Origin of the sequence: Psychrosphaera haliotis, assembly GCF_039523615.1 — a bacterium.
Taxonomy (GTDB): Bacteria; Pseudomonadota; Gammaproteobacteria; order Enterobacterales; family Alteromonadaceae; genus Psychrosphaera; species Psychrosphaera haliotis.
Genome location: NZ_BAAAFQ010000006.1, coordinates 46,654 through 70,303 on the forward strand (window position 1 = coordinate 46,654; position 23,650 = coordinate 70,303).

Consider the following 23,650-nt stretch of genomic DNA (forward strand, 5'->3'; position numbering starts at 1 on the left):
TAATAGAAATGTCACGGAATAGTCAGGTAATAGTAACGAGCAAGCATGGTTGGAAAGCTTTACGTTTAAATTCCAAATATAGATTGAAAAGTGATTAGAAAATTAGGTTAATAAATAGAATAAAAAGAAAAATGAATTTTTTTTAAAACGAAGGCTTTGGACTTGTAACAACAGACTCAGATTAGTCTGCTTAGATATCCTAGAAGTGGTGGGTCATGATGGATTCGAACCATCGACCAATTGATTAAAAGTCAACTGCTCTACCAACTGAGCTAATGACCCACTCTAGGGATGTACGTCTTACTTCTTACTTTTCTGTCTGATGGTGGGTCATGATGGATTCGAACCATCGACCAATTGATTAAAAGTCAACTGCTCTACCAACTGAGCTAATGACCCATCAAACAGGACAAAAAAAGTGGTGGGTCATGATGGATTCGAACCATCGACCAATTGATTAAAAGTCAACTGCTCTACCAACTGAGCTAATGACCCACAATTTTTGCACAGCTTCAGAGTGACTAGTCATTCCGTTGCTGCGGGCGCATATAATACTTATTTAATTATTCAGTGCAAGTATATTTTCAAAATAATTTAATTTTAAGCGCTTTCGTCTAATTATTGGACAAAAGCGTCAAAAAACATACTTTTCTAGCCCTTTGTAAGCAGTCTAGACTTAGCTAAGTTTGCAGAATTAGATTCTGGGTATTCGTCAACAACCTGTTGGAAAAGTTTTTTAGCACCGGCATTATCGCCAAGTTTTTGCAAAACCGTTCCTTGTTTTAATAAAGCATCGCTGCGTTTATTAGAATCAGGGTAAAGACTAATCACCTTATCAAAATGCATTTGTGCTTCAGGATACATCGCTTTATTAAATAATAGCTGACCTAACCAGTAATGCGCATTTGGAATATAGATAGATTTTGGAAATTTATCAATGAAGGTTTCGAACGCTGGAATCGCATCGTCGTAACGACGCTCTTTCAAAATTAGATTTACAGCTTGATCGTACGCTTCGTTTTCACTTAACGTGCCGCCGTATTGTTCATTTTTTTGGATTTCTACTGCTGGCTCCACTGGTTGTGGTGCCATTTGTTGAACATTGCTTAAGCGACGTTCAATTTCAAGGTAGAGCTCACGTTGACGATCTACAATCTGTTCTAGTTTATAAGTATGCGTTTCGGTAACCCCACGCAACTCACTCACTTCATCTTGTAAATCATTAATCTGCTGTTGCAGATTAACTTGAGCGGCGCCTCTAGCCTGTATAAGGCGTTTAAGCTGAGAAACTTGCTCAGATAACTGACCACTATTACTTAAGTCAGTAACGGGTGCATCTGCAATAGATGCACCACTAGCAAGAAGCACGGCCAATAGAGTTAATCTCATAGACTGTCGCTTCTCTTTTTATTAGTAAACTAAAACTGAACGACGGTTTTTAGCGAAGCCATCTTGAGTACGAGACAAATCAAGAGGTTTTTCTTCACCGTAAGATACCGTTGAGATTTGGCTTTGCATTACACCTAGGTTTTGTAGGTATGTTGCTACAGCCTTTGCACGACGTTCACCAAGTGCGATGTTGTACTCAGGAGTACCACGCTCGTCACAGTGACCTTCAACCATAACTGTTTGGTTAGGGTTTTTGATTAGGTAATCAGCGTGTGCTTGTAAAAGCTCTAAGTATTTTGCATCAACTTTAGAATCATCAAAGTCAAAGTATACTGTTTGCTCTTGACGTAATGCTTCAAATTTAGCTTGTTGCATTTCTTCAACAGTTGGTGCTTTTTCTACTGTTGCAACTTCAACTGCAGATGCGTTTTGGCCCATGCCGCTCGCTTGAACAGACTCAGAAGAAGAGTTTGTCGCCGCTTTGCTTTCATCGTTAACAACTGAGCTTGAACCACAAGCTGTTAAAACAAGAGCTGGGATAGCGATCAAAAGACCTTTAGTAATTTTGCTAAATTGCATTCTTTGTTTCCTTTTTATTCACAAATCGTTGTTAGTACTAACGTTTTATTCCAAACGTTTATTATTTTAAATATGGTGACCATGCTGGACTTTTTACTTGCCCACTAGCAGCCGGTAAACGAGCCTTAAAACGACCGTCAATTGAAACCAAAGCTAACACTTGACCGTTGCCGTGCATAGTACTGTAAATTATCATTGAGCCATTCGGCGCGATACTTGGACTTTCGTCTAGACGCGTTTTAGTCAGTATTTGAAAATTCCCTGACACTAACTCTTTTTTTGCAATATGATAATTTCCTTGCGTACGATTAACCATAACTAGGTGATTATTGTCTGGGGTTATTGAGCCACCGAGGTTCATTTCACCGTCAAAAGTTAATCGCTTTATACGCTTACTGTCTAAATTTACGCTATAAAGTTGTGCATTACCACCCCGTTCTGAGCTGAAAACAATATATTTACCATCTGGTGACCAACTTGGCTCTGTATCAATTGCTCTGTGTCTTGTTAAACGAGTTAAGGTTTTATTAGTAAGTTCTAAAACATACAGTTCTGGGTTTCCGTCTTTAGATAAGGTTAGTGCCAACTTATTCCCATCTGGGCTCCATTGCGGCGCGCCATTAATTCCTTCATAAGATGTAACTAACTGACGAGTACCCGTATAAATATCTTGAACATAAATTTGAGAACGATTGTTTTCAAACGTAACGTAAGCCAGTTTACTTGCATCTGGCGACCATGAAGGCGACATCAATGGTTCTTTAGAACGAAGTAATATCTGTTCGTTTGCACCGTCATAATCCGCCACTATTAACTTATAAACAAAGTCATCACCGTGGTTTACCGTTACGTAGGCAATTTTAGTTAAGAAGGCACCTCGTTCGCCTGTTAATTTTTCATAGGCTAAATCACTAATCCTATGTGCATAACGGCGAAACTGTTTAGCCGCGATAGTTACTTGCCTGTTATCCAATATATGATCTTTGGTTTCTACCAACTTACCGTTAACCAAAGCTTGAACTGTACCACCAGTAATTTGGCCTCGCAGTACATCAATTAATTCAAAGCTTACCAAAAATCGGCCAGGTGAATGATCTTGAATAGTACCAACTAATACTGCCTCTACATCTAATGAAGCCCACGACCCATAGTCAACTTCATCGTCTTTTGTTGGCATTTGAGGCATTTCATCTATTGCGATGGTTTTAAACTTACCACTGCGCATTAAATCTGCGGCAATAATTTCAGAAATTCTCAATGGTAGCTCAGCTGTGCCTTCATATTTAAAAGGAACAATGGCAACCGGCCTGGCACTATCAATACCTTCCGTTATTACAATCTCCAACGAAGCTTTAGCGGCTTGGCTAATCAATAAACTGACAAACATCAGCGCTATAGTTATTTTTTGAATCATTAACGTTCAGGCTCCACGGTTAGATTAATATCTTTTAATTGTTGGTACACGTCTTCTTCTTTAGACACTGGCAAGGTTTCAGCTTTTAACACGGCTCTTTCTGCTGCTTTACATGTGTTATTTTGACCTTCTAGAATGGTTACTTTTGTAACTAGGCCACTAAATGCCAATCTTATATTTAAGCGACAAGATGTACCTTTCATGCTTTCATCAGTAAGAAGATTCTGCTGAATTTTTGACGATATCAACGCCTTGTACTTTTGTACTTCAGACATTACCACTTTCTGACGTGCTTTTTGTCGTACACTTTGCTCTCGAGCCAACTGCTCTTGCATCATACTTTCCTGCAGTGCTTTTTCTCGAGCTTCTTGTTCACGCTTTAGCTTTTCAGCTTTTGCTTTTTCTTCAGCCTCTTTTGCTTTACGTGCTTTTTCAGCCGCTTCTGCAGCTTCTTTCTCACGTTGCTTTCTTTCAGCTTCAGCTTTCGCTGCCGCTTTTTGTTCAGCTTCTTTTCTTTGTTTTGCTTTAGTCGCTTCGTCTTTCGCCTTTTTAGCTTCGGCTTCACGTTTAATACGTTCTTTTTTCGCTTCCTCAGCCTTTTTCTTCTCAGCTAACGCTTTTTTCTTTTCAGCTAATGCTTTTTGCTTTTCAGCTTCAGCCTTTTTCTTTTCAACTGCGGCTTTGCGCTTTGCTTCTTTAGCTTCTTTTTCGCTTTGCTTCTGCTCGCGGTTTAACTTGCTTAAATCTTGCTTGGCTTTATTCGCTCGATCTTCAAGCTCTTTAACACGCTTTTCTTCCGCCGCCTTTTTATCAGCCTGCTGCTGTTTTACTTTATTTACTTGTTGTTCAAGTGCAGCTGCGTCTATAACCACCGCATCTATGGCGGAAATCTCAGGGGCTTTTTCCGGCTTGATTGCAGGTGGCGAAAAGTTAAAGCTCAATACTAAAACAACCGCAAAAATAATATGCAGTCCAAAGGATTTAGCAATAAATGGAGTGTAACTAGGATTTATCATTTTTGAGCTGGCTCCGTCATTAAACCAACGGAAGGTGCACCCGCTCGTTGTAACAGCACCATTAACTCAATGACATTGTTGTACGGTATGTTTCTATCAGCCTTAACAACAACGGGTGTTTGGGGATCAATTTTTAATTGGGCAGCAATCACAACAGCAACATCGGTAGCTGACATAGCATTGTCTTTGCCATCATTGTCGCCAGTGGATACAAAATACTGACCCTCTGCATCTATTGAAGCAATAATAGGAGACTTACTATCATCTTCTAAAGGCTCTGCATTGGCTTGCGGTAAGTCAACCTTCACACCTTGAGTAACTAAAGGTGCAGTAACCATAAATATAATTAATAACACCAACATAACGTCGATATAAGGAACAACGTTTATTTCGGCGACCGGCTTTCTCCGGCGACGTACTGGAGCATTCATATTATTAAGCCGTTGTGTTTACGTTAGCAGTAACTTGGCGGTGCAGTATGTTTGCAAACTCTTCAGTGAAGTTAACATAACTTACTTCAAGTTTTTCTACACGGTGCGCAAAACTGTTATATGCAAGAACTGAAGGAATAGCGGCGAAAAGACCCATGGCCGTTGCTATTAGAGCTTCAGCGATACCTGGCGCAACCATGCTTAACGTTGCTTGTTGAACTTCACCTAATGCTAAGAATGCATTCATGATCCCCCAAACCGTTCCAAATAGACCTATGTAAGGACTGATTGAACCAACCGATGCTAAAAAGCTTAGGTGGCGTTCAAGGTCTTCAACTTCTCTGGAAAGGCGAACTCGCATGGCTCTATGCGTGCCTTCTAGATAAACTTGCGCTGTACCAATACTGCTTTTTTTAAGTCGAGCAAATTCTTTAAAGCCATCTTTAAATAAAGACTCTAGCCCGTCTACTGACTGGCGTGCTGTAATTTCACTGTATAGACGGCTAAGATCAACACCAGACCAAAACCTATCTTCAAACTTTTTAGTTTGCTTTTCTGCTTCTACTAATACCTTACGACGCTGAAATATAATAGTCCAAGAGCTAATAGACAAACCTAAAAGCGTAACCATGACCAACTTTACTATAAAGCTAGCTTCCCAAAATAATCCCCAAAAACTAATTTCAGCTTGCACTTTTTAACACCCCTAAAATTTCCGGCGGTATAACCTGAGGTTTACCTTTTTCCGAATTAATACAGGCAACAATAACACAGGCTTCAAATACCGTGTCTTGTTGCTCATTTAAAATAACTTGTCTAAATTCAATCGACGCCCGCTTTAACTTCACAATTTCAGTTTTCACCATTAGCGCTTGGTGCAAACGAGCAGGTAACTTAAAGCCAATTTCCATACTGGAAACTACAAAGCCTATATTCTGCTTAAGATAGACGTCTTGTTCAATACCTAATGAAAGTAAAAGTTCAGTTCTCGCCCGTTCACAGTATTTTAAGTAGTTTGCATGGTAGACAATACCACCTGCATCCGTATCTTCGTAGTACACTTTTACTAAAAAATTAAACACGAGAACCCTTAATTAATATTTATTAAAATTAATTTTTATAATTACATCTGCATAATATGCATTTTTAATGAATATAAATCGATTTTTTTATTCAACCATTAATAATATTTGATTTGTTTAAAATACAACCAACGCAAACAAACCTTTGTAAAACCTATCATTTAGCGCCAGCCTGTAACAAACCCACTAATTTTTTGTAATTTAACTAGCTATTCAGCATTAATAATTCTAATACCTAAAATCAAAAATTCTTGTTTGAAGTATTTACTCTAACTCCTATAATGCGCGCATCTTCTGAACACAACCTGTTCAGAGCGAAGAATTCATTTTCTTCTCCTATTCATGTTCCCTGGAATTTATTCCTTATTTCGCCCATTCACTTTGAATGGGCATTTTTTTTGCCTAAAATTTATTGAACCTTTAAATAACGATAAGTTCACTTTTTCTCGATGTATAAGCAAAAAAACGAGCCTAAGCCCGTTTTTCTTTAAATCTAACAATTTTTACTCGCTCTGCATCAACACTTTAGTCAGTTGGCAAATCAAACCCCAAATGAGTATATGCCCGGGGAGACGCTATTCGTCCTCTTGGGGTACGTTGTAAAAAACCCTGCTGTATTAAGTACGGCTCAATAACATCTTCAATGGTGTCTCGCTCTTCACCTATGGCAGCAGCAATGTTGTCTAAGCCTACAGGACCACCGTCAAACTTTTCTATCATGGTCGTTAATAGCTTTTTGTCCATGTAGTCAAAGCCTTCACTATCAACATTGATCATATCAAGTGCCTGTTTGGCCGTTACATCATTAACAACACCTTCACTTTTTACGTCGGCAAAATCACGAACACGTCGTAGAAGTCGATTTGCAATTCTAGGTGTTCCTCGCGAACGACGCGCAACTTCAATGGCAGCACCTGGCGACATATCCATATTCAGACACTCGGCGCTGCGTTCAACAATTCGTGCTAAATCTGCAACTTTATAAAACTCTAGTCGTTGAACAATACCAAAACGATCTCGTAACGGTGACGTTAATGCACCCGCCCTTGTTGTTGCACCTATTAAGGTAAATGGTGGTAAGTCTAATTTGATTGAGCGCGCAGCTGGACCTTCACCAATCATGATATCTAGCTGATAGTCTTCCATTGCGGGATAAAGGATTTCTTCAACAACTGGACTGAGTCGGTGGATTTCATCGATAAACAGTACATCATTTTCTTCTAGGTTAGTAAGCAGTGCAGCTAAGTCTCCAGCTTTTTCTAAAACAGGACCTGACGTTGTTTTTATACTTACGTCCATTTCATTAGCAACAATATTAGCCAATGTTGTTTTACCTAGTCCTGGGGGGCCAAATATTAGTAAATGATCAAGTGCTTCGTTTCGGTTTCTAGCGGCCTGTATGAAGATTTCCATTTGATTTTTAACTGTTGGCTGACCTTGATAATCAGACAACATTTTAGGTCGAATAGCGCGGTCAATAACCTCGTCTTCACCAAAGGATTCAGCGCCTACTAATCGATCTGCTTCTATCATTTCCTATCCTTTTTCTTAAAGCATGCTTTTAAGTGCATTTCTAATAACCACTTCGCTATCGTCGCCATCTGAATACACCGCTTTAACAGACTTTTGAGCTTGTTGTGGCGAATAACCTAAAGACACTAAGGCTGAAACTGCGTCGTCCATGCCATTTGACTTTATGAGCGGCGACGCTGTACCTGCAACATTAGCTGGCAATGCACTAGGCGCCATATTTAATTCTTTAATGCGGTCTCGCATTTCAATTAATAATCGTTCTGCTGTCTTCTTACCCACACCCGGTAATTTTACCAACGTTGTTACGTCATCATGCTCAACACATTGAACAAACTGTTCAGCTGTTAAACCTGACAAAATGGTTAAAGCTAGTTTAGGACCTACGCCATTAGCTTTGATTAACAGTCTGAACAGTGCGCGTTCTTGCTTTGAATTAAAACCATATAAAAGCTGAGCATCTTCACGAACAACAAAATGGGTAAATACGGTTGCTGTTTGACCTACTTCTGGTAATTCATAAAAGCTTGTAAGGGGAAGTTGTACTTCGTAACCCACACCATTTACATCAATAAGTAAATCTGGGGCTTGTTTATCAACAACAGTTCCTAAAAGTCGACCAATCATAATATTTACACTTCAATTTATAATAACTGTAAATATACCCAGTTATTTTATCTGCGTAAACGCCCGCGGACAGTTTTTTTCGCAACGCCGGCCATATTAATCAAACTTTGGTTTGTATTACCGTGACAAATAGCAACGGCTAAGCCGTCTGCAGCATCAGCTTGAGGTTTGCCAGATAACTTTAGGATTTGTTGAACCATATGCTGAACTTGAGATTTATCAGCGGCTCCGGTTCCCACTACAGCTTGTTTGATTTGTCGAGCTGAGTATTCAAACACAGGCAGTTCAGCTTGTGTTGCAGCAACGATAGCAGCGCCTCGAGCTTGGCCGAGCTTTAATGCTGAATCTGGGTTGTGAGCTAAAAATACTTGTTCAATGGCAAAGGTGGTAGGTTGATATTGTTGAATGATTTCAGCAAGACCATTAAAAATAGTATTAAGTTTAATAGAAAGATCGGCGTCAGGTGTGCGGATACAACCGCTACCTAAATAGGCAAACTTAGCACCTTGTTGCTGCACGATACCGTAACCGGTTATTCGTGAGCCAGGGTCAATACCAAGGATCACTGACATTTATATTTCCTTTAAAAAAAATAGGCACTTACAAAGAAGTGCCTAATCTTTAATTTACTTATGGTTTGCTTACTTATTAGAGGAGCCTAATAAAGTAAGTACACCTTTAAGCTAACTATATTAGTTACTCAGCTGCAGGCACTTCTTTTGCCACAACTTGAATACCTAAGTCAGCCAACTGTTCTTCGTTCGCAAAACCTGGTGCTGAAGTAAGAGGACAAGCAGCCGTTGACGTTTTAGGGAATGCCATCACGTCTCTGATTGAGTCAGCACCAACCATCAGCATAACCATACGGTCTAAACCAAATGCTAATCCTGCATGCGGTGGAGCACCATATTGTAATGCGTCCAATAAGAAGCCAAACTTCTCTTTAGCTTCTTCATCACTAATACCTAATAACTTAAATACTTCGGCTTGCATGTCTTGGTTGTGGATACGAACTGAACCACCGCCTAACTCACAACCATTAAGTACCATATCATAAGCATCTGAAATCGCATTAACTGGGTTTGCAGCTAATTCTGCTGGTGTCATATTGCTTGGTGCAGTAAATGGGTGATGCAGTGGTGTAAGCGCACCGCCTTCTAATTCTTCAAACATTGGGAAGTCAACAACCCATAACGGCGCCCACTTGTCTTCAACTAAACCGAAGTCTTCGCCTAGCTTAAGTCTTAATGCACCTAACGCGTCTGTTACTGTGTTGTAAGTATCAGAACCGAATAATAAAATGTCACCATCTTTAGCGTTTGTACGCTCAAGAATTTGTGCTGCTACTTCTGCATTTAGGAATTTAACGATTGGCGACTGTAAACCTTCAAGGCCAGCAGCTACGTCGTTTACTTTGATCCACGCCATACCTTTAGCGCCGTACTTTCCTACAAACTCAGTATAACCATCAATGTTTTTACGAGTCATAGATGCACCACCTGGTACATTTATAACAGCAACGCGACCTTTTTCATCGTTCGCAGGTCCGCTAAATACTTTAAAGTCTACGTCTTTTAGGATATCCGCTACGTCAACTAACTCTAATGGGTTACGAAGGTCAGGTTTATCTGAACCAAAACGACGCATCGCTTCTGCATAAGTCATCGACGGGAACTCGCCAAGATCTATAGATAACAACTCGTTGAATACTGAACGAACCATTTTTTCAGTTAAAGACATAACATCTTTACCAGACATAAACGTAGTTTCGATATCTATTTGAGTAAATTCTGGCTGACGGTCAGCACGTAAATCTTCATCTCGAAAACATTTAACAATTTGGTAGTAACGGTCAAAACCAGCAACCATCAACAATTGCTTAAACAACTGTGGCGATTGAGGAAGTGCAAAAAATTGACCTTTGTGCGTACGACTTGGTACTAAGTAATCACGAGCACCTTCTGGTGTCGCTTTAGTTAGAATTGGTGTTTCGATATCTAAAAATGCATTGTCATCTAAGAAACGACGAACGGCACTTGTCACCTTTGAACGGAACTGAAGACGTTGGTTCATTACAGGACGACGTAGGTCTAAATAACGGTAGCGTAAACGAGCTTCTTCAGAGTTTTCTTGGTTGAAGTCAAGCGGAAGTGGTGCAGATGCATTTAGAATAGTTAAGTCTTTAACGTATAATTCAACTTCACCCGTTGCCATGTCTTTATTAACTTGGCTATCAGGACGAGCGCGAACGATACCAGTAATAGAAATACAGAATTCATTTCTTAGTTTATTGGCGGCATCAAAAATTGCAGTTTCGTCTGGATCAATAACGGCTTGAACAACACCTTCACGATCACGCATATCAATAAATATTAGGCCGCCTAAGTCACGACGCTTGTTAACCCAACCACATAAAGTAACTTCTTGATCAACTAAACTCTTGTTAAGTTGACCACAATAATGAGAACGCATATATAACCTATTGGAGTCTGAATTAAACATCGCTCTAGTAGAATTAGAGCAATATTAATATGAATAGAAATTGGCGATTATTATAAGGATTTGAAAGGCAATGTCACCGATTGAAATTGCCTTTATTTAAATTAACTAGATATAGAGCTGGTGTCGGCAAATTGATAACTATTTTTACCATTCGCCTTAACTGCGTACATGGCGTCATCGGCAGCTTTAATTAAAACCGTGGCATCGTGGCCGTTCTGAGGATACTTGGCAATACCAATAGACACGCCCACATTAACCGTTGCCCGTGAAAGTACAAATGGATCGCTTAAGTCAGCAATAATTTTTTCGGCTACTTTAGCAGCTTGATTACTATCATTTAGATTAGTTGCCAACATAACAAACTCGTCACCGCCAAATCGTGCAACTGTGTCGGAGTTTCGGCTGAGAGATAGCAAGCGCTCACTTATTTGAATTAGCAGTTCATCACCAACATCATGTCCAAAGGTGTCATTAACCTCTTTAAAACCATCTAAATCCAAAAATAAGATAGCAATATTTTTGTTATTCCTTGAGTGATGTGACATCGCTTGTTTCAGCCTATCAATAAGCAGGGAGCGGTTAGGCAAGCCCGTCATTGGATCATGTGAGGCTAGATGTCGAAGCTTTTGCTCCGCTTTTTCTCTTAGTAAAATTTCACTTTTTAAGCGTCGATTCCAAATCAAAATCGCTAAAATAATAATTGACGCTATACCTACAAAAATACTGATATTTCGCCAGTACACTTCTGATTTTATACCTGCTACAACATCGACTTTGTGCCAACGTTTAAGGATATTTTCAATATCTTCCTTTGACATGGCCTGTACTACTTTTTCCATAATACGGCCTTGCACACTTAGTGATTTTTTAACACCTATGTGAGCATTATCACTACCTAAATCATCAAAGACATGAATTTTAAACTGTTGTAAGGAGTTATCTTGTATGTATTGAGCTGATACTGACATTAAGTCTAAAATGCCATCAATCTGGCCTGCTTTTAAAAGTTCTTGAGCTTCGTCAAAATCCTTCACAACATGGATGATAATTTGAGGATATTTGTCATGAATGTCTTTAATTATTTGATAGCCTTGAATAATCGCAAGACGCTTACCATAAAACTTTTTAATACTTCCAACGTTATCAACTGACTTGTGAGTAATCACTGACCAAGGAGTTCGCCAATAGGCAGTAGTAAAATGTGCAAAGGCCCTGCGGTCATCTGACGCCGTAATATTGGCAACAATATCTACCTTTTCATCTTTAAAGTCTTGATATAACTCTTCCCAGGTCGGGTAGATCTTAAATTCATAGGTTTGTCCCGTTAAACGGGTCGCTAAGTCAAACATATCTCGACTTATACCTGAAACCTCACCGTCATCGTCAACAAACTCATAAGGTTTCCAATCTTCAACAATTGCGACGGTCATATTAGGGTTTTCAACTAACCAAGCTTTTTCGTCCGTTGTTAAATTGAACTTGCTTTTTTTAGTTCCAAAATAACGATCTGGAATCTCAGTTATCCAACGGTTTTCTATTTCAACTAATTCTTGCTCTGATATCAGATCAAATCCATCATTTATCTTTCTAATAAGTGATTTATCTTGATTTGATACTAAGGAGTATATTTTTGACTCATATTCAACATCTTTAATTTGGTGAAAGCGATCGGAAATACTATTTTCTTCAAGGCGTTTGTTTGCCATTTGGCTAGCTACAACAAAACCGGCTATTTCACCTTGAATAGCGGCATTTATAGCATCGTCCAAACTATCAAAAAACTTAATATTAATATTTGGATAACTAGCTTTAAATTGCTGCTGATATGGTGAATCTTTGTAAAGACCGATGGTTTCCCCATTTAATTGATCAACCGACTTTTCAAAATCGTATTTATCGTAAACGTATAAATGAGAGAAAGTAGAATAGAGATGTTTAGCTCGTGGCAATCCAGAGTTGGTAGCCATACTTTCAGGGTAACCGATATGAACATTGGTAGCTCCCTCTTTTAACGACTTCATTGATAAATTAGCAGTGTTCGGAACAAACTTTATTTTTGTTTTCGTTTTATTCGACCATAACTTCCACATATCAACAAATAAACCAACGGGTGTGCCATCTGCATTTACACCCATAAACGGTTTTGCGCCAACGGATAAACTTAGCAGTAAGGCACCTTCCGATTCTCTTTTGGCAAACCACTTGTTATAGATCTCTTGGCGTTCTTCCTGCGTTATATTGTCAAACCCTGCGTTGAGCCGATTTAATAACCGAATATTTCCTTTTTTGACGGCGATTTGAGTCTTTATTTCACCTATATTTACGCTTTTAAATGCAGGAAAAAGATCGTTAATGCGTTGGTAATCTGGATATCTAAAGGCAAAAAAGTCATAAGACGCAAATGTTTTAATCTCACCCTTGTATATACCATCAAGTAAATCATCCCAGTCTTTATAATACTTTAGTGAGATATTAGAATCTTTTTCCAACACTAATTGCCCGATGTTGGTTTCACCAACAACTCCCATACGAAATGGTTTTAATTCTTCGATACCGGAGAACATCTGCAAGTCTTTATGTACATATACCTTGATAGGTGTGGAGTATATTTCGTGACCAAAATCAAAGCGATCAACACGGCTTGTTATTAAAGCTAAGGCGGTTTGAACATCCGCTTTATTTGTTTCAACATTGACTAAGGTTTCATCCCAGTTAGATATCACAAACTCAATTTTTTGATTGTTTTTTTGTGCCCATAGTTCCCAAATATCTACCACAAAACCAGTTGGTTTGCCTTTGTCTACATAACTATAAGGAACTAAATTTGAGTCTACGGCTAGCCTAATCACATCATATTGTGGCTGTTTTTGTGACTTATATTGATTTGTTGCGTTTGCACTAGGTGAATTTGACGAGTTTACATTTGAAAATGCGAAAGCACTGTTGCCAAATGTTAAAAAACAGGCAAACAAGCAAGTAAAGCGTAGCATCCTGACTAAAAACGACTTCATTGGTGATAGGAATCTTATTAAGTTATTATTATAATGGTCCATTAACGGCATAGTTGTAACAAATTTTTACAAACAAACCAAGTTTATTTTTTCGTCAATCCGTTACAGGCCGCACCCTAAATTAATAACATTAATCATAAAAATCATTGAGTTAAATATGCGCGACAACATTTATGCAAATCCTCATTCAGAAGTAAAAGACTTTACCTTTGATCGTTCCGTTGTCGAAGTTTTTCCAGACATGATTCAACGTAGCGTTCCCGGTTATTCAACTATTGTTAGCTCAATTGGTAAGTTAGCAAAACAATTTCAGCAAGAAAACTCGAATATCTATGACCTAGGTTGCTCCCTTGGAGCCGCGACCATAGCAATGAGAAAATTTGTGGATGCCGCTAATTGTAAAATTATTGGTGTTGATAATAGTGAAGCTATGGTGGAACGTTGCCGTCTCCATATAAATGCGTTCAAATCTTCAGTGCCCGCCGAAATTCAGTGCGCGGATATAAATGACATAGAAATTGAAAATGCATCTGTTGTTGTGATGAATTTTACCTTACAATTCATCCCGCCTGAAAAACGACGATTTCTACTAGATAAAATTTTCGCTGGCCTTAAACCTGGTGGTGTATTTATTCTCTCAGAAAAGTTTGTTTTTGATGATGAGACGATAAATGACGCATTGACAGATTTGCACCTCGATTTTAAACGAGCAAATGGCTATAGCGAATTAGAGATTAGTCAAAAACGAAGTGCAATTGAAAACGTAATGAAAATTGATTCTTTTCAGGCTCATATTGAAAGATTAGGAAATGTTGGCTTTAGCCATGTTTCAAGTTGGTATCAATGTTTTAATTTTGGTTCTTTCATCGCCATAAAAAAATGATGTGTAATTAAAAGTGAATCACAACACGCATGACTGATATTTTTAATAATTTCTACGCTCAAATTGCTCAGAATAAACTCTCCCATTGGTTAGAGTCTCTTCCTAAGCAATTAAACCACTGGCATAGTTCAAATCTCCACGGCGAATATAAGCAATGGATGAAAAACATTGATCTTCTTCCGCCAGTTGAGCCTGAAACTTTAAATTTATCCACTAGTGTGTCAGTTTCAACGACTCAATCGTTACCTCCTGGTTTTGATAAAAAAACCACTCATCATTTAATGCAGTTAAAACCATGGCGAAAAGGTCCTTATCACCTGCATGGTATTGATGTTGATACTGAATGGCGTTCAGATTTCAAATGGGATCGCCTAGCCCCTCATATTTCCGATTTAACTGACCGATACGTTTTAGATGTTGGTTGTGGCAGTGGCTACCATTTATGGAGAATGAAAGGAGCCGATGCTAAATTTGTTGTAGGAATTGATCCTACTCAGTTATTTTTCGCTCAATTCATGGCTGTACAGCACTTTATGCAAGAGCCTAGCGTTAACTTATTGCCGCTAGGTATTGATGACCTTCCACCATTAAAGTCTTTTGATACGGTATTTTCCATGGGCGTTTTGTACCACAGAAAATCACCAATGGATTTTTTACAGCAACTTAAAGCGCAATTAGTTAAGGGTGGTGAGCTCATACTTGAAACCTTAATTATTGAAGGTGATGAGAACACAGTTTTAGTGCCTGATGACCGTTACGCTAAAATGCGCAATGTTTGGTTTATTCCAAGTGCAAAAGCGTTAGAGGGTTGGCTTAATAAAGTAGGCTTTAGCAATATTCGCCTCGTTAACATTGACCAAACGACGTTAGATGAGCAACGAAAAACCGACTGGATAGATACCGAGTCATTAGAAGATTTCCTAGATCCAAATGACCCCAATAAAACTATAGAGGGTTATCCGGCTCCTCTTCGCGCTATTTTTGTCGCGAACGCTTAAGGAAAACCAATGCCTCTTTACCGTCCTAAATCAACTATCGAACAATGGCGAATATTACAAGCGGTAGTTGACTTCGGAGGGTATGCCCAAGCAGGCGAGGCATTAAGTAAAAGCCAATCTAGCCTAAATCATGCAGTATCTAAACTGCAACACACACTCGGCGTTCAACTTCTAGAAGTTAAAGGGCGAAAAGCTTATTTAACTAAAGAAGGCGAAGTGATGCTGCGTCGCTCTCGTCTCTTGACCCAAAATGTTGAAGAACTAGAACAGCTCGCTGAAAATATGACGGCAGGCTGGGAACCAGAAATTACTATCGCCTGCGAAACCATTCATCCAAAAGAAAAATTATATTCCGCACTTGAAGAGTTTTACCCTCAAGCAAGAGGCACTCGAGTGCGAATTGCAGACGAAGTTCTTACGGGCACAAAAGAGCGAATTTTAGAGCATACTGCCGACCTTGTTGTTGTCGGTGGCACTATTCCAAAGGGTTATTCAGGCGAGAAGCTCGAAACCGTTACCTTTGTCGCATATTGCGGCGCAAATCACCCACTGGCTCAATTTGACACTGTCGATATTGAAGAGCTGACGCACGAACTTCAAATTGTTATCAGCGACTCTAGTAAACACCCTGAAGAAAGTCAGGGTTGGTTAAAAGCGGAACAGCGATGGACAGTCAGTAACTTTTATCAAGCCATTGCCATTTTAAAACGTGGTACAGGATTTTGTTGGATACCCAAACATTTAACCCATCAAGAAGTTCAAGATGGGAATATCGTACCGGTAAAGCTAACGTCACTTGGTGAAAAAACAGTGATGACACATTTAGTCACACCAACGCCAAATCAGTTAGGCCCTGGTGCGACGCTACTGAAAAATTTAATTTTAAAGCAATACAAATAATGACGGCTTACAAGTGAACCTATTTACGTTAAAATTTGATTCACGAGCCACAACCACCCCACTTTTGAGGATATGACATTGAGCAACAATCAATCTTTAAGCTACAAAGACGCTGGTGTAGACATAGATGCAGGTAATGCCCTAGTAGAACGAATTAAAGGTGCTGTTAAACGCACTCGACGTCCAGAAGTTATGGGCGGACTAGGTGGATTTGGCGCACTATGCCAACTTCCAACGGGCTATAAAGAACCGCTTTTAGTTGCTGGTACTGACGGTGTTGGTACAAAGTTAAGATTAGCGATTGATCTAAAGAAGCACGATACCGTTGGTATTGATCTTGTTGCTATGTGCGTTAACGATCTTATTGTTCAAGGTGCAGAACCACTATTTTTCTTAGACTATTATGCTACCGGTAAACTTAACGTAGACGTTGCAGCTGATGTAGTTAGTGGCATTGCTGATGGTTGTGAATTATCAGGTTGTTCATTAATCGGTGGTGAAACTGCTGAAATGCCTGGTATGTACGAAGGCGACGACTATGACATGGCTGGTTTTTGTGTTGGTGTTGTTGAAAAGTCTAAAGTTATCGACGGCACAAAAGTTAAAGACGGCGATCAACTTATAGCTCTTGGCTCTTCTGGCCCGCATTCAAACGGCTACTCATTAGTGAGAAAAGTGATTGAAGTTTCAGGCGCGGATCTTACCGCAGACTTCCATGGCAAGCCTTTAGCTGACCACTTAATGGCTCCAACTCAAATTTACGTTAAGCCTGTATTGGAACTATTAAAGCAAGTTGATGTCCATGCTTTATCACATATTACTGGCGGTGGTTTCTGGGAGAACATTCCACGAGTACTTCCTGAAGCAACTAAAGCAGTTGTAAACGAAGCGTCATGGCAGTGGCCAGAAGTATTTAACTGGTTGCAAGAGAATGGCAATATTGAGCGCCATGAAATGTACCGCACATTTAACTGCGGCGTAGGCATGGTGATTGCGGTTGCAGCTGAAGATCTTGACCGCAGCTTAGCTATTTTAAAAGATGCTGGCGAAAACGCATGGCATATTGGTGAAATCAAAGATGCAGATGCATCTGAAGAGCAAGTAGAAATTATTAAGGCTTAATAAGTGAGTGCTAACAACGCAAAAATTGTCGTATTAATTTCCGGCAATGGTTCTAATCTACAAGCCATTATCGATGCTACTGAGTCTGGAAGAATTCCAGGCTCCGTGGTTGGCGTTATTTCTAATCGACCTGATGTATTTGGCTTAGAGCGAGCAAATGAACATAACATTCATGCTCAGGTTATTGATCATAAAAACTATGAAACAAGAGAACAGTATGATCAAGTTCTTGCATCTTCAATTGCGGCGTTAAACCCTGATGTTGTTGTATTAGCAGGCTTCATGAGAATTTTAACCGCTGACTTTGTAGAGCAGTTTGAAGGGAAGTTAATCAATATCCACCCTTCTCTTCTGCCTAAATATCAAGGGTTAAACACTCATCAACGAGCACTAGATGCAGGTGATGAAGAGCATGGTTGTAGTGTTCATTTTGTAAATGAACAACTTGATGGTGGACCAGTGATTCTGCAAGCGAAAGTACCAGTATTTGGTGACGATGACGCAGACTCCCTTGCGGATAGAGTTCATGTTCAAGAACATTTAATATATCCACTAGTGGTAAAGTGGTTGTGTGAAAAAAGATTGCGTTTACAATCAGATGGCGTATATCTAGACAACTCTCTTTTACCAGAACAAGGTTATGCAAATGATGAATAAAGGTCGTACTGCTGTCTTCTCTATTTTGTTAAGTGTTTTTGCTATTGGCTCATTTGGAGCCTCTGCAACAATCGAAAAAGCAAATGATGCCATTAAACCTTTTAGTGCCATTTACGATATGTATCGTCAGGGCGATAAGCTAGGCCAAGGTGAGAGAGCTCTAAAGAAGATTACAGACAACCAATATTCTTTGTCTTTGAAAAGTGAGCTAAAATGGCTCATTTTTTCTGACAAACGAAAGGAAGTTAGCGTGTTTACCGTTAGTGACGGGGAAAACATCACTCCTAACTTGTATACGTTCGACCGCTCAGGTACAGGCAGTGACGAAGAAGTTAAGATCTCCTTTAACTCAGACCAATCATTAATTGTTAACCCTAAAGCTAAAAAAGACGCAGCCCCTGATGAGTGGCAGCAAGGGTGGCAAGATGAGATGTCTTTACATGCTCAAATTCAGCTTGATCTAATAAACAACAAGTCAACATTCAACTATACGGTTGTTTCTAATAGCGGCAAGCTGCGTGAATACATGTTTGAAGTTATCGGCGAAGAATTGATTAGTACTGGTTTTGGTCGCTTTAAGGCAATTAAAGTGGCACGCGTATATGAAGACAAGAAGTTTTATGCGCAGCACGCCTGGTTTATTCCAGAGTTAAACTTTACGCTGGCCAGACTATGGCGAATGAAAAAAGGCGTAGAGCAGTACGACTTAGTTATCAAAAGCTTTACTGTTGTTGAGTAGAGGTAAAGATGGAAAGCCGTCAACAATTACGAGCCTCTATTCGAAAACGCCGTAATCTGTTGACTGCGGAACAACAAACTGAGGCTGCTGAACTTTTAAAGAATAATGCTTTAAAGCTTATTCAGTCAGAGCAATCTATCGCGTTGTACTTAGCCAATGACGGTGAAGTAAATACAGCACCGCTCATTGAGCACTTGCGAGAATTAAGCACGCCACTACTATTTCCAGTACTACACTCCTTTTGTTCTGGTTACTTAAATTTCCAATACGTAAATAGACAAACCAATTGGACAACAAACAAATACGGTATTACTGAACCAGCTCCGAATGCGCTGACTACCGCTCATTTATCCAATATCGACATCATTTTTATGCCATTAGTTGCCTTTGATACTAATGGCAATAGACTTGGAATGGGCGGCGGATATTACGACAGAACATTAGCAAATATAAACCAGCTATCGAGAAAGCCAACCTTAATTGGGCTTGCCCATGACTGCCAAGAAGTTGAGCATTTAAATAGTGAGCAATGGGACATCCCCATTGACATGATAGTGACACCCACCCGAATTATTAGAATATAAAACAATAACGAGAACGCCATGAATCAAGATGAAATGAAAAAAGCCGCAGCGCTTGCTGCTTTAGATTATGTAAAAGCAGATACCGTTGTTGGAGTTGGTACGGGCTCTACCGTTAATTACTTTATTGACGGGCTAGCAACAATAAAACACAACATTATTGGTGCAGTATCTAGTTCTGAAGCGTCAACTGAGCGCTTAAAACAACACGGTATAGAAGTGTTTGATTTAAATAACGTTGCTGATTTTGATTTGTATGTTGATGGCGCTGATGAAATTAATGCTGATAATGCCATGATTAAAGGTGGTGGCGCAGCCTTAACTCGTGAAAAAATTGTTGCAGCGGTTGCTAAAAAGTTCGTCTGTATTGTTGATGAGTCTAAGTTGGTTCGACATTTAGGTGAGTTTCCATTACCCGTTGAAGTTATTCCAATGGCCCGCAGCTATGTTGCCCGTGAAATAGTAAAACTAGGTGGCAGCCCAGTCTACCGAGAAGGTGTTGTTACGGATAACGGCAACGTCATTCTTGATGTTTTTGATATGAAAATTGCTGAGCCTAGAAAACTAGAAGAACAACTTAATAACATCGTTGGTGTGGTCACTAACGGCCTGTTCGCACATCGAGGCGCAGACCATGTAGTTATCGGTGGGAAGAATGGGGTTGAGAAACGCTAAAAAATAGAGTATTAATTCTAATTAAAGCGCATCAACTGTAATTTGAACCTCTAAAAATTGGATTCCTAGAATGGAAAATATTTCGCTGGCCAAGCATAAAATCAAAATTTTGTTGTTAGAAGGTCTTCACCCTAGCTCTGTCGAAACGTTAAAAGCGCAGGGATATGACAATATTGAAACACTAAAAACGTCATTGCCTGAAAACGAGTTAATTGAAAAAATTAAAGATGTTCACTTCATTGGTATTCGTTCTCGTACAAACTTAAATGCCAACGTACTTAAGCATGCGAAAAAACTCATTGCTGTGGGTTGCTTTTGCATTGGGACCAATCAAGTTGACTTGGTTGCGGCGAAAGAAAAAGGCATCGCGGTATTTAACGCCCCTTTTTCCAATACTCGCTCAGTGGCCGAGTTAGTGCTTGGTGAAATACTACTTCTTATTCGTGGCATACCTGAAAAAAGCGCAAATGCTCATCGAGGCGTTTGGCAAAAGTCGGCTATTGGCTCTTTTGAAGCTCGAGGCAAAACACTAGGTATCATTGGTTATGGTCATATTGGTACGCAATTAGGCATCATGGCTGAAAACATTGGCATGCGCGTTCAGTTCTTTGACATAGAAAATAAACTAACCTTAGGGAACGCTAGCCAAGTAGCCAGCTTAGACAAGCTACTTAGTACTTCTGACGTCATTAGTTTGCATGTACCTGAAACCGCATCAACGCAAAATATGATGGGTGAAAAACAACTTAGCAAAATGAAGCAAGGCGCAATATTAATAAATGCCTCTCGCGGAACGGTTGTTGATTTAAATGCGTTAACCGACGCATTAAAAAGCAAGCATATTGGCGGCGCGGCTATTGATGTTTTCCCTGTTGAGCCAAAATCCAATGATGAAGAGTTTATCTCACCGTTAAGAGGTTTAGATAACGTAATACTTACGCCTCATGTGGGTGGTTCGACTCAAGAAGCACAAGAAAACATTGGCATTGAAGTGGCTGGAAAATTAGCAAAATACTCAGACAACGGCTCAACACTGAGCGCAGTAAATGTACCTGAGGTTTCACTTCCAGAGCACACGGGTCGCAGCCGAATATTACATATTCATAAAAACCAACCTGGTGTGTTAACTAAGATCAATGAAGCTTTTGCTAAACACAATATCAACATTGCTGCACAGTATTTACAAACCGATGAAAAAATTGGTTATGTGGTCATTGATGTCGAAACCGATGACAGTAATACCGCATTTGACGAATTAAAGCTTATTGAAGGCACAGTGAAGACTAGATTGCTTCATTGATTTTAAATTTGTCCTTGATATTTAAACGAGCCAATAGACGTCTATTGGCTTTTTTTATTTTTATACTTTACAGATCGAATCTTTACTGTATATTTAAACAGTAAGTGATTATTAATTTTCCATAGGCTAGATTTACAGGAGATAGCAATGGCTGTTGAAACTAGGTATGTCGTTATACGAACCGACAAAAGCAATAAGGAACAAGACGTCATGACTTTTACCGACAAACGTGCTGCTGATGAATATGACAAAATGTTAGACATGGCAGATGACATGTTTGAACTATTGCAGCAAAGCGGTGTAAAAGTTGACGATCAACAAGCCGAAGAACTAAGTATCTACTTAGCTAAACAACGTGAAGAGGTGCTTATCGCCCTTCAAGCTAAAAAGAAACCAGCAGCAAAAAAGCCAAAGCCTAAAGCAAGCGCTAATGCTGAAAACCAAACTGATTTAGTTGATGAAGCTGGTGACTCAAAAAAGCTGAAGAGTGAGTTGCAGTCCGAATCTCACTCAGACGAATCAGAGGACAATTTGGTCGATTTTGTTATTGAAAAAGATGATGCCGCTTGAAGTCATTTAATTTATCCATATAACGGTGACTTGTCATATAATGACGCGTCACTTTTATAGGAGAATTATTTTGAACAAGAGTTTGGTTACTAATGTTATTGCGGCACTAGGCTGTATTGCAGGGTTTGGCCTCAATATTGATTGGCTTTTTTATATGTCGTTGTTTGCGTTATCTGGCGCATTAACTAACTGGATTGCCGTTCACATGCTATTTGAAAAGGTACCGGGTTTATATGGGACCGGTATTGTTCAATTAAAGTTTGTAGAATTTAAGTCTGCTATTCACCACCTAATTATGTCTCAGTTTTTTACTCAAGAAAATTTAGACAAATTTCTAACTGAACCAACAGGCGACGCTCACCATTTTGATTTAGAGCCTCTAATCAAAGAGACAGATATGTCATCGGCCTTTGATTCCCTAGTTCAGACTATCCAACAAAGCTCTTTTGGTGGCATGTTAAGCATGTTTGGTGGCACTGACGCATTAGCACCATTAAAAGCCCCATTTGAAGAAAACCTTAAACAGTCTATTTCAGAAATAGCGGCGTCTGATGAGTTTTCTGAAAAGTTAAAATCACAGCTTAGTAGCTCTGCGAATGTTGAAGATATTAGAACAAAAGTAGATAACATTGTTCAACAACGCCTAAACGAGCTGACACCTAAAATGGTTAAAGACTTAGTTCAAGAGATGATTAAAAGTCACCTAGGCTGGTTAGTTGTTTGGGGTGGTGTATTTGGCGGTGCTATAGGCTTAGTGGCCTTTTTTGCTGGGCTGTAGCCGTATTAAAGTTACCGTATTCAAAAAAAGCCAGGGCATCATATACTCGGGCTTTTTTGCAATTTGTTCACTGTTTAAAAAGCTATCAACTTAAACAAGCTTCTCCATGCGCTTGATCATTTTAATATCTAAATCACTAATGCCGTCTACATCGTGAGTGACTAAGTCAATTACCACTTTGTTCCAAACGTTTGACCATTCAGGGTGGTGAATTAACTTCTCAGCGTGAATAGCGACTTGAGTCATAAAACCAAAAGCTTGAATAAAGTTTTTAAATACAAACTCTTTATGTAGCTTGCCATCAACAATTTGCCATTGCTTTTCAGCTTCTAATGGCGCATTGATATCTGTTAATTCTTGCTCTAACTGCTCATTTGTTAATTTTACAGCCGCCATAAAAATCCCCTTTCACTCTATAATTATAATTTTAGTCTTGAGTATGTAACTTCATTCTTTCTAAAAGGTCGCCTGTGATTTCTACTGCTTTACCAGTTTTTTGATCCATCACAACAAACGTAATGTCTGCATCTACTACAACTTTGTCAGTGCCTGCTTTGGTGATCACTTGATGGAACACTGCACTTTTATTGCCGATCTTCGACAACGCAGTCGTTAGCTCTAATGTGTCGCCCATATAAGCACTAGCGCGATAGTTAATATTGATATTCACAATAGCCCAGGCATAACCTAGAGAAGTAAAGTACTCAATGTCGCCGCTGTCTTCTAGATACTGCCAACGAGCTTCTTCTAAAAACTCTAGGTAACGAGCATTATTCACATGCTGATAAATGTCTAAGTGAAACCCGCGTACTTTAATTAAACTTGTTTTGTTCATGTTGCTTCCTTTACTACCCTGTATTTACAAA

25 protein-coding genes and 3 tRNA genes are annotated in these 23,650 nt (G+C 39.3%); 11 read left to right on the top strand and 17 right to left on the bottom strand.

Going from position 1 to position 23,650, the window contains the following annotated elements; translation table 11 throughout:
- Positions 1 to 206: 206 nt before the first annotated feature.
- From ABD009_RS08450 to ABD009_RS08520, 15 genes are all read right to left on the bottom strand, one after another.
- A tRNA-Lys gene (locus ABD009_RS08450) sits at positions 207 to 282 on the bottom strand.
- Positions 283 to 323: 41 nt separating this feature from the next.
- Positions 324 to 399 (bottom strand) — tRNA-Lys (locus ABD009_RS08455).
- Between the two features lie 20 nt (positions 400 to 419).
- Positions 420 to 495 (bottom strand) — tRNA-Lys (locus tag ABD009_RS08460).
- A 156-nt stretch (positions 496 to 651) separates the two neighbouring features.
- Positions 652 to 1,389, bottom strand: coding sequence for a tol-pal system protein YbgF (ybgF, locus tag ABD009_RS08465; RefSeq protein WP_343824487.1), 738 nt, complete (start codon positions 1,387 to 1,389; stop codon positions 652 to 654).
- Positions 1,390 to 1,410: 21 nt separating this feature from the next.
- On the bottom strand, positions 1,411 to 1,968 hold the full coding sequence (pal, locus tag ABD009_RS08470; protein ID WP_155694216.1) for a peptidoglycan-associated lipoprotein Pal: 558 nt from the start codon (positions 1,966 to 1,968) through the stop codon (positions 1,411 to 1,413).
- 61 nt (positions 1,969 to 2,029) lie between these two features.
- Entirely contained in the window at positions 2,030 to 3,382 is a 1,353-nt protein-coding gene (gene tolB, locus ABD009_RS08475; protein ID WP_425543068.1) for a Tol-Pal system beta propeller repeat protein TolB, read from the bottom strand.
- Positions 3,382 to 4,398, bottom strand: coding sequence for a cell envelope integrity protein TolA (gene tolA, locus ABD009_RS08480; RefSeq protein WP_343824490.1), 1,017 nt, complete (start codon positions 4,396 to 4,398; stop codon positions 3,382 to 3,384). The genes tolB and tolA overlap by 1 nt, the downstream gene beginning before the upstream one ends.
- Positions 4,395 to 4,829 (bottom strand): protein TolR, encoded by a 435-nt coding sequence (gene tolR, locus ABD009_RS08485; RefSeq protein ID WP_155694224.1) that lies wholly within the window; start codon positions 4,827 to 4,829, stop codon positions 4,395 to 4,397. The genes tolA and tolR overlap by 4 nt, the downstream gene beginning before the upstream one ends.
- 4 nt (positions 4,830 to 4,833) lie before the next feature.
- The gene (gene tolQ / locus ABD009_RS08490) at positions 4,834 to 5,523 is read right to left on the bottom strand and encodes a protein TolQ (protein WP_330997670.1); all 690 of its coding nucleotides are present in this window, start codon (positions 5,521 to 5,523) and stop codon (positions 4,834 to 4,836) included.
- Positions 5,513 to 5,911: a tol-pal system-associated acyl-CoA thioesterase gene (gene ybgC, locus ABD009_RS08495; RefSeq protein WP_330997671.1), complete on the bottom strand. Its 399-nt coding sequence runs from the start codon at positions 5,909 to 5,911 to the stop codon at positions 5,513 to 5,515. The genes tolQ and ybgC overlap by 11 nt, the downstream gene beginning before the upstream one ends.
- 525 nt (positions 5,912 to 6,436) lie before the next feature.
- Complete coding sequence (gene ruvB, locus ABD009_RS08500) at positions 6,437 to 7,444, bottom strand: Holliday junction branch migration DNA helicase RuvB (protein WP_343824496.1); 1,008 nt, start codon at positions 7,442 to 7,444, stop codon at positions 6,437 to 6,439.
- 15 nt (positions 7,445 to 7,459) lie between these two features.
- The gene (ruvA, locus tag ABD009_RS08505) at positions 7,460 to 8,068 is read right to left on the bottom strand and encodes a Holliday junction branch migration protein RuvA (RefSeq protein ID WP_155694228.1); all 609 of its coding nucleotides are present in this window, start codon (positions 8,066 to 8,068) and stop codon (positions 7,460 to 7,462) included.
- Between the two features lie 47 nt (positions 8,069 to 8,115).
- Positions 8,116 to 8,640: a crossover junction endodeoxyribonuclease RuvC gene (gene ruvC / locus ABD009_RS08510; protein WP_343824500.1), complete on the bottom strand. Its 525-nt coding sequence runs from the start codon at positions 8,638 to 8,640 to the stop codon at positions 8,116 to 8,118.
- A 124-nt stretch (positions 8,641 to 8,764) separates the two neighbouring features.
- Complete coding sequence (gene aspS, locus ABD009_RS08515; RefSeq protein WP_343824502.1) at positions 8,765 to 10,540, bottom strand: aspartate--tRNA ligase; 1,776 nt, start codon at positions 10,538 to 10,540, stop codon at positions 8,765 to 8,767.
- A gap of 131 nt (positions 10,541 to 10,671) precedes the next feature.
- Positions 10,672 to 13,581 (bottom strand): diguanylate cyclase domain-containing protein, encoded by a 2,910-nt coding sequence (locus tag ABD009_RS08520; RefSeq protein ID WP_343824504.1) that lies wholly within the window; start codon positions 13,579 to 13,581, stop codon positions 10,672 to 10,674.
- 157 nt (positions 13,582 to 13,738) lie between these two features.
- Between ABD009_RS08520 and cmoA the strand changes: the two genes are divergently transcribed.
- From cmoA to ABD009_RS08575, 11 genes are all read left to right on the top strand, one after another.
- Positions 13,739 to 14,464 carry a carboxy-S-adenosyl-L-methionine synthase CmoA gene (gene cmoA / locus ABD009_RS08525; protein WP_343824506.1) on the top strand — a complete coding sequence of 242 codons (726 nt, stop codon included), beginning with the start codon at positions 13,739 to 13,741 and terminating at the stop codon, positions 14,462 to 14,464.
- Between the two features lie 29 nt (positions 14,465 to 14,493).
- Positions 14,494 to 15,462, top strand: a complete 969-nt coding sequence (gene cmoB / locus ABD009_RS08530) for a tRNA 5-methoxyuridine(34)/uridine 5-oxyacetic acid(34) synthase CmoB (RefSeq protein WP_343824508.1) — start codon at positions 14,494 to 14,496, stop codon at positions 15,460 to 15,462.
- Between the two features lie 9 nt (positions 15,463 to 15,471).
- Positions 15,472 to 16,362, top strand: coding sequence for a LysR family transcriptional regulator (locus ABD009_RS08535; protein ID WP_343824510.1), 891 nt, complete (start codon positions 15,472 to 15,474; stop codon positions 16,360 to 16,362).
- 78 nt (positions 16,363 to 16,440) lie between these two features.
- Positions 16,441 to 17,484: a phosphoribosylformylglycinamidine cyclo-ligase gene (gene purM / locus ABD009_RS08540; protein WP_230961265.1), complete on the top strand. Its 1,044-nt coding sequence runs from the start codon at positions 16,441 to 16,443 to the stop codon at positions 17,482 to 17,484.
- 3 nt (positions 17,485 to 17,487) lie between these two features.
- On the top strand, positions 17,488 to 18,141 hold the full coding sequence (gene purN, locus ABD009_RS08545) for a phosphoribosylglycinamide formyltransferase (protein WP_330997672.1): 654 nt from the start codon (positions 17,488 to 17,490) through the stop codon (positions 18,139 to 18,141).
- Positions 18,131 to 18,880 (top strand): DUF3108 domain-containing protein, encoded by a 750-nt coding sequence (locus ABD009_RS08550; RefSeq protein ID WP_196492394.1) that lies wholly within the window; start codon positions 18,131 to 18,133, stop codon positions 18,878 to 18,880. Before purN ends, ABD009_RS08550 begins: the two co-directional genes overlap by 11 nt.
- 8 nt (positions 18,881 to 18,888) lie before the next feature.
- Complete coding sequence (locus ABD009_RS08555; protein WP_343824514.1) at positions 18,889 to 19,464, top strand: 5-formyltetrahydrofolate cyclo-ligase; 576 nt, start codon at positions 18,889 to 18,891, stop codon at positions 19,462 to 19,464.
- Between the two features lie 18 nt (positions 19,465 to 19,482).
- Complete coding sequence (gene rpiA / locus ABD009_RS08560; RefSeq protein WP_343824516.1) at positions 19,483 to 20,136, top strand: ribose-5-phosphate isomerase RpiA; 654 nt, start codon at positions 19,483 to 19,485, stop codon at positions 20,134 to 20,136.
- 70 nt (positions 20,137 to 20,206) lie between these two features.
- Entirely contained in the window at positions 20,207 to 21,436 is a 1,230-nt protein-coding gene (gene serA, locus ABD009_RS08565) for a phosphoglycerate dehydrogenase (protein ID WP_343824518.1), read from the top strand.
- Between the two features lie 147 nt (positions 21,437 to 21,583).
- The gene (locus ABD009_RS08570; RefSeq protein ID WP_155694250.1) at positions 21,584 to 22,006 is read left to right on the top strand and encodes a YebG family protein; all 423 of its coding nucleotides are present in this window, start codon (positions 21,584 to 21,586) and stop codon (positions 22,004 to 22,006) included.
- 70 nt (positions 22,007 to 22,076) lie between these two features.
- On the top strand, positions 22,077 to 22,784 hold the full coding sequence (locus ABD009_RS08575) for a DUF445 domain-containing protein (RefSeq protein ID WP_155694252.1): 708 nt from the start codon (positions 22,077 to 22,079) through the stop codon (positions 22,782 to 22,784).
- A 90-nt stretch (positions 22,785 to 22,874) separates the two neighbouring features.
- On the opposite strand, the gene ABD009_RS08580 is transcribed toward ABD009_RS08575, so the two are convergent.
- Together ABD009_RS08580 and ABD009_RS08585 are read right to left on the bottom strand one after the other, a co-directional pair.
- On the bottom strand, positions 22,875 to 23,180 hold the full coding sequence (locus ABD009_RS08580) for a 4a-hydroxytetrahydrobiopterin dehydratase (RefSeq protein ID WP_155694254.1): 306 nt from the start codon (positions 23,178 to 23,180) through the stop codon (positions 22,875 to 22,877).
- Between the two features lie 31 nt (positions 23,181 to 23,211).
- The gene (locus tag ABD009_RS08585; protein WP_155694256.1) at positions 23,212 to 23,619 is read right to left on the bottom strand and encodes an acyl-CoA thioesterase; all 408 of its coding nucleotides are present in this window, start codon (positions 23,617 to 23,619) and stop codon (positions 23,212 to 23,214) included.
- Between the last annotated feature and the right edge of the window lie 31 nt (positions 23,620 to 23,650).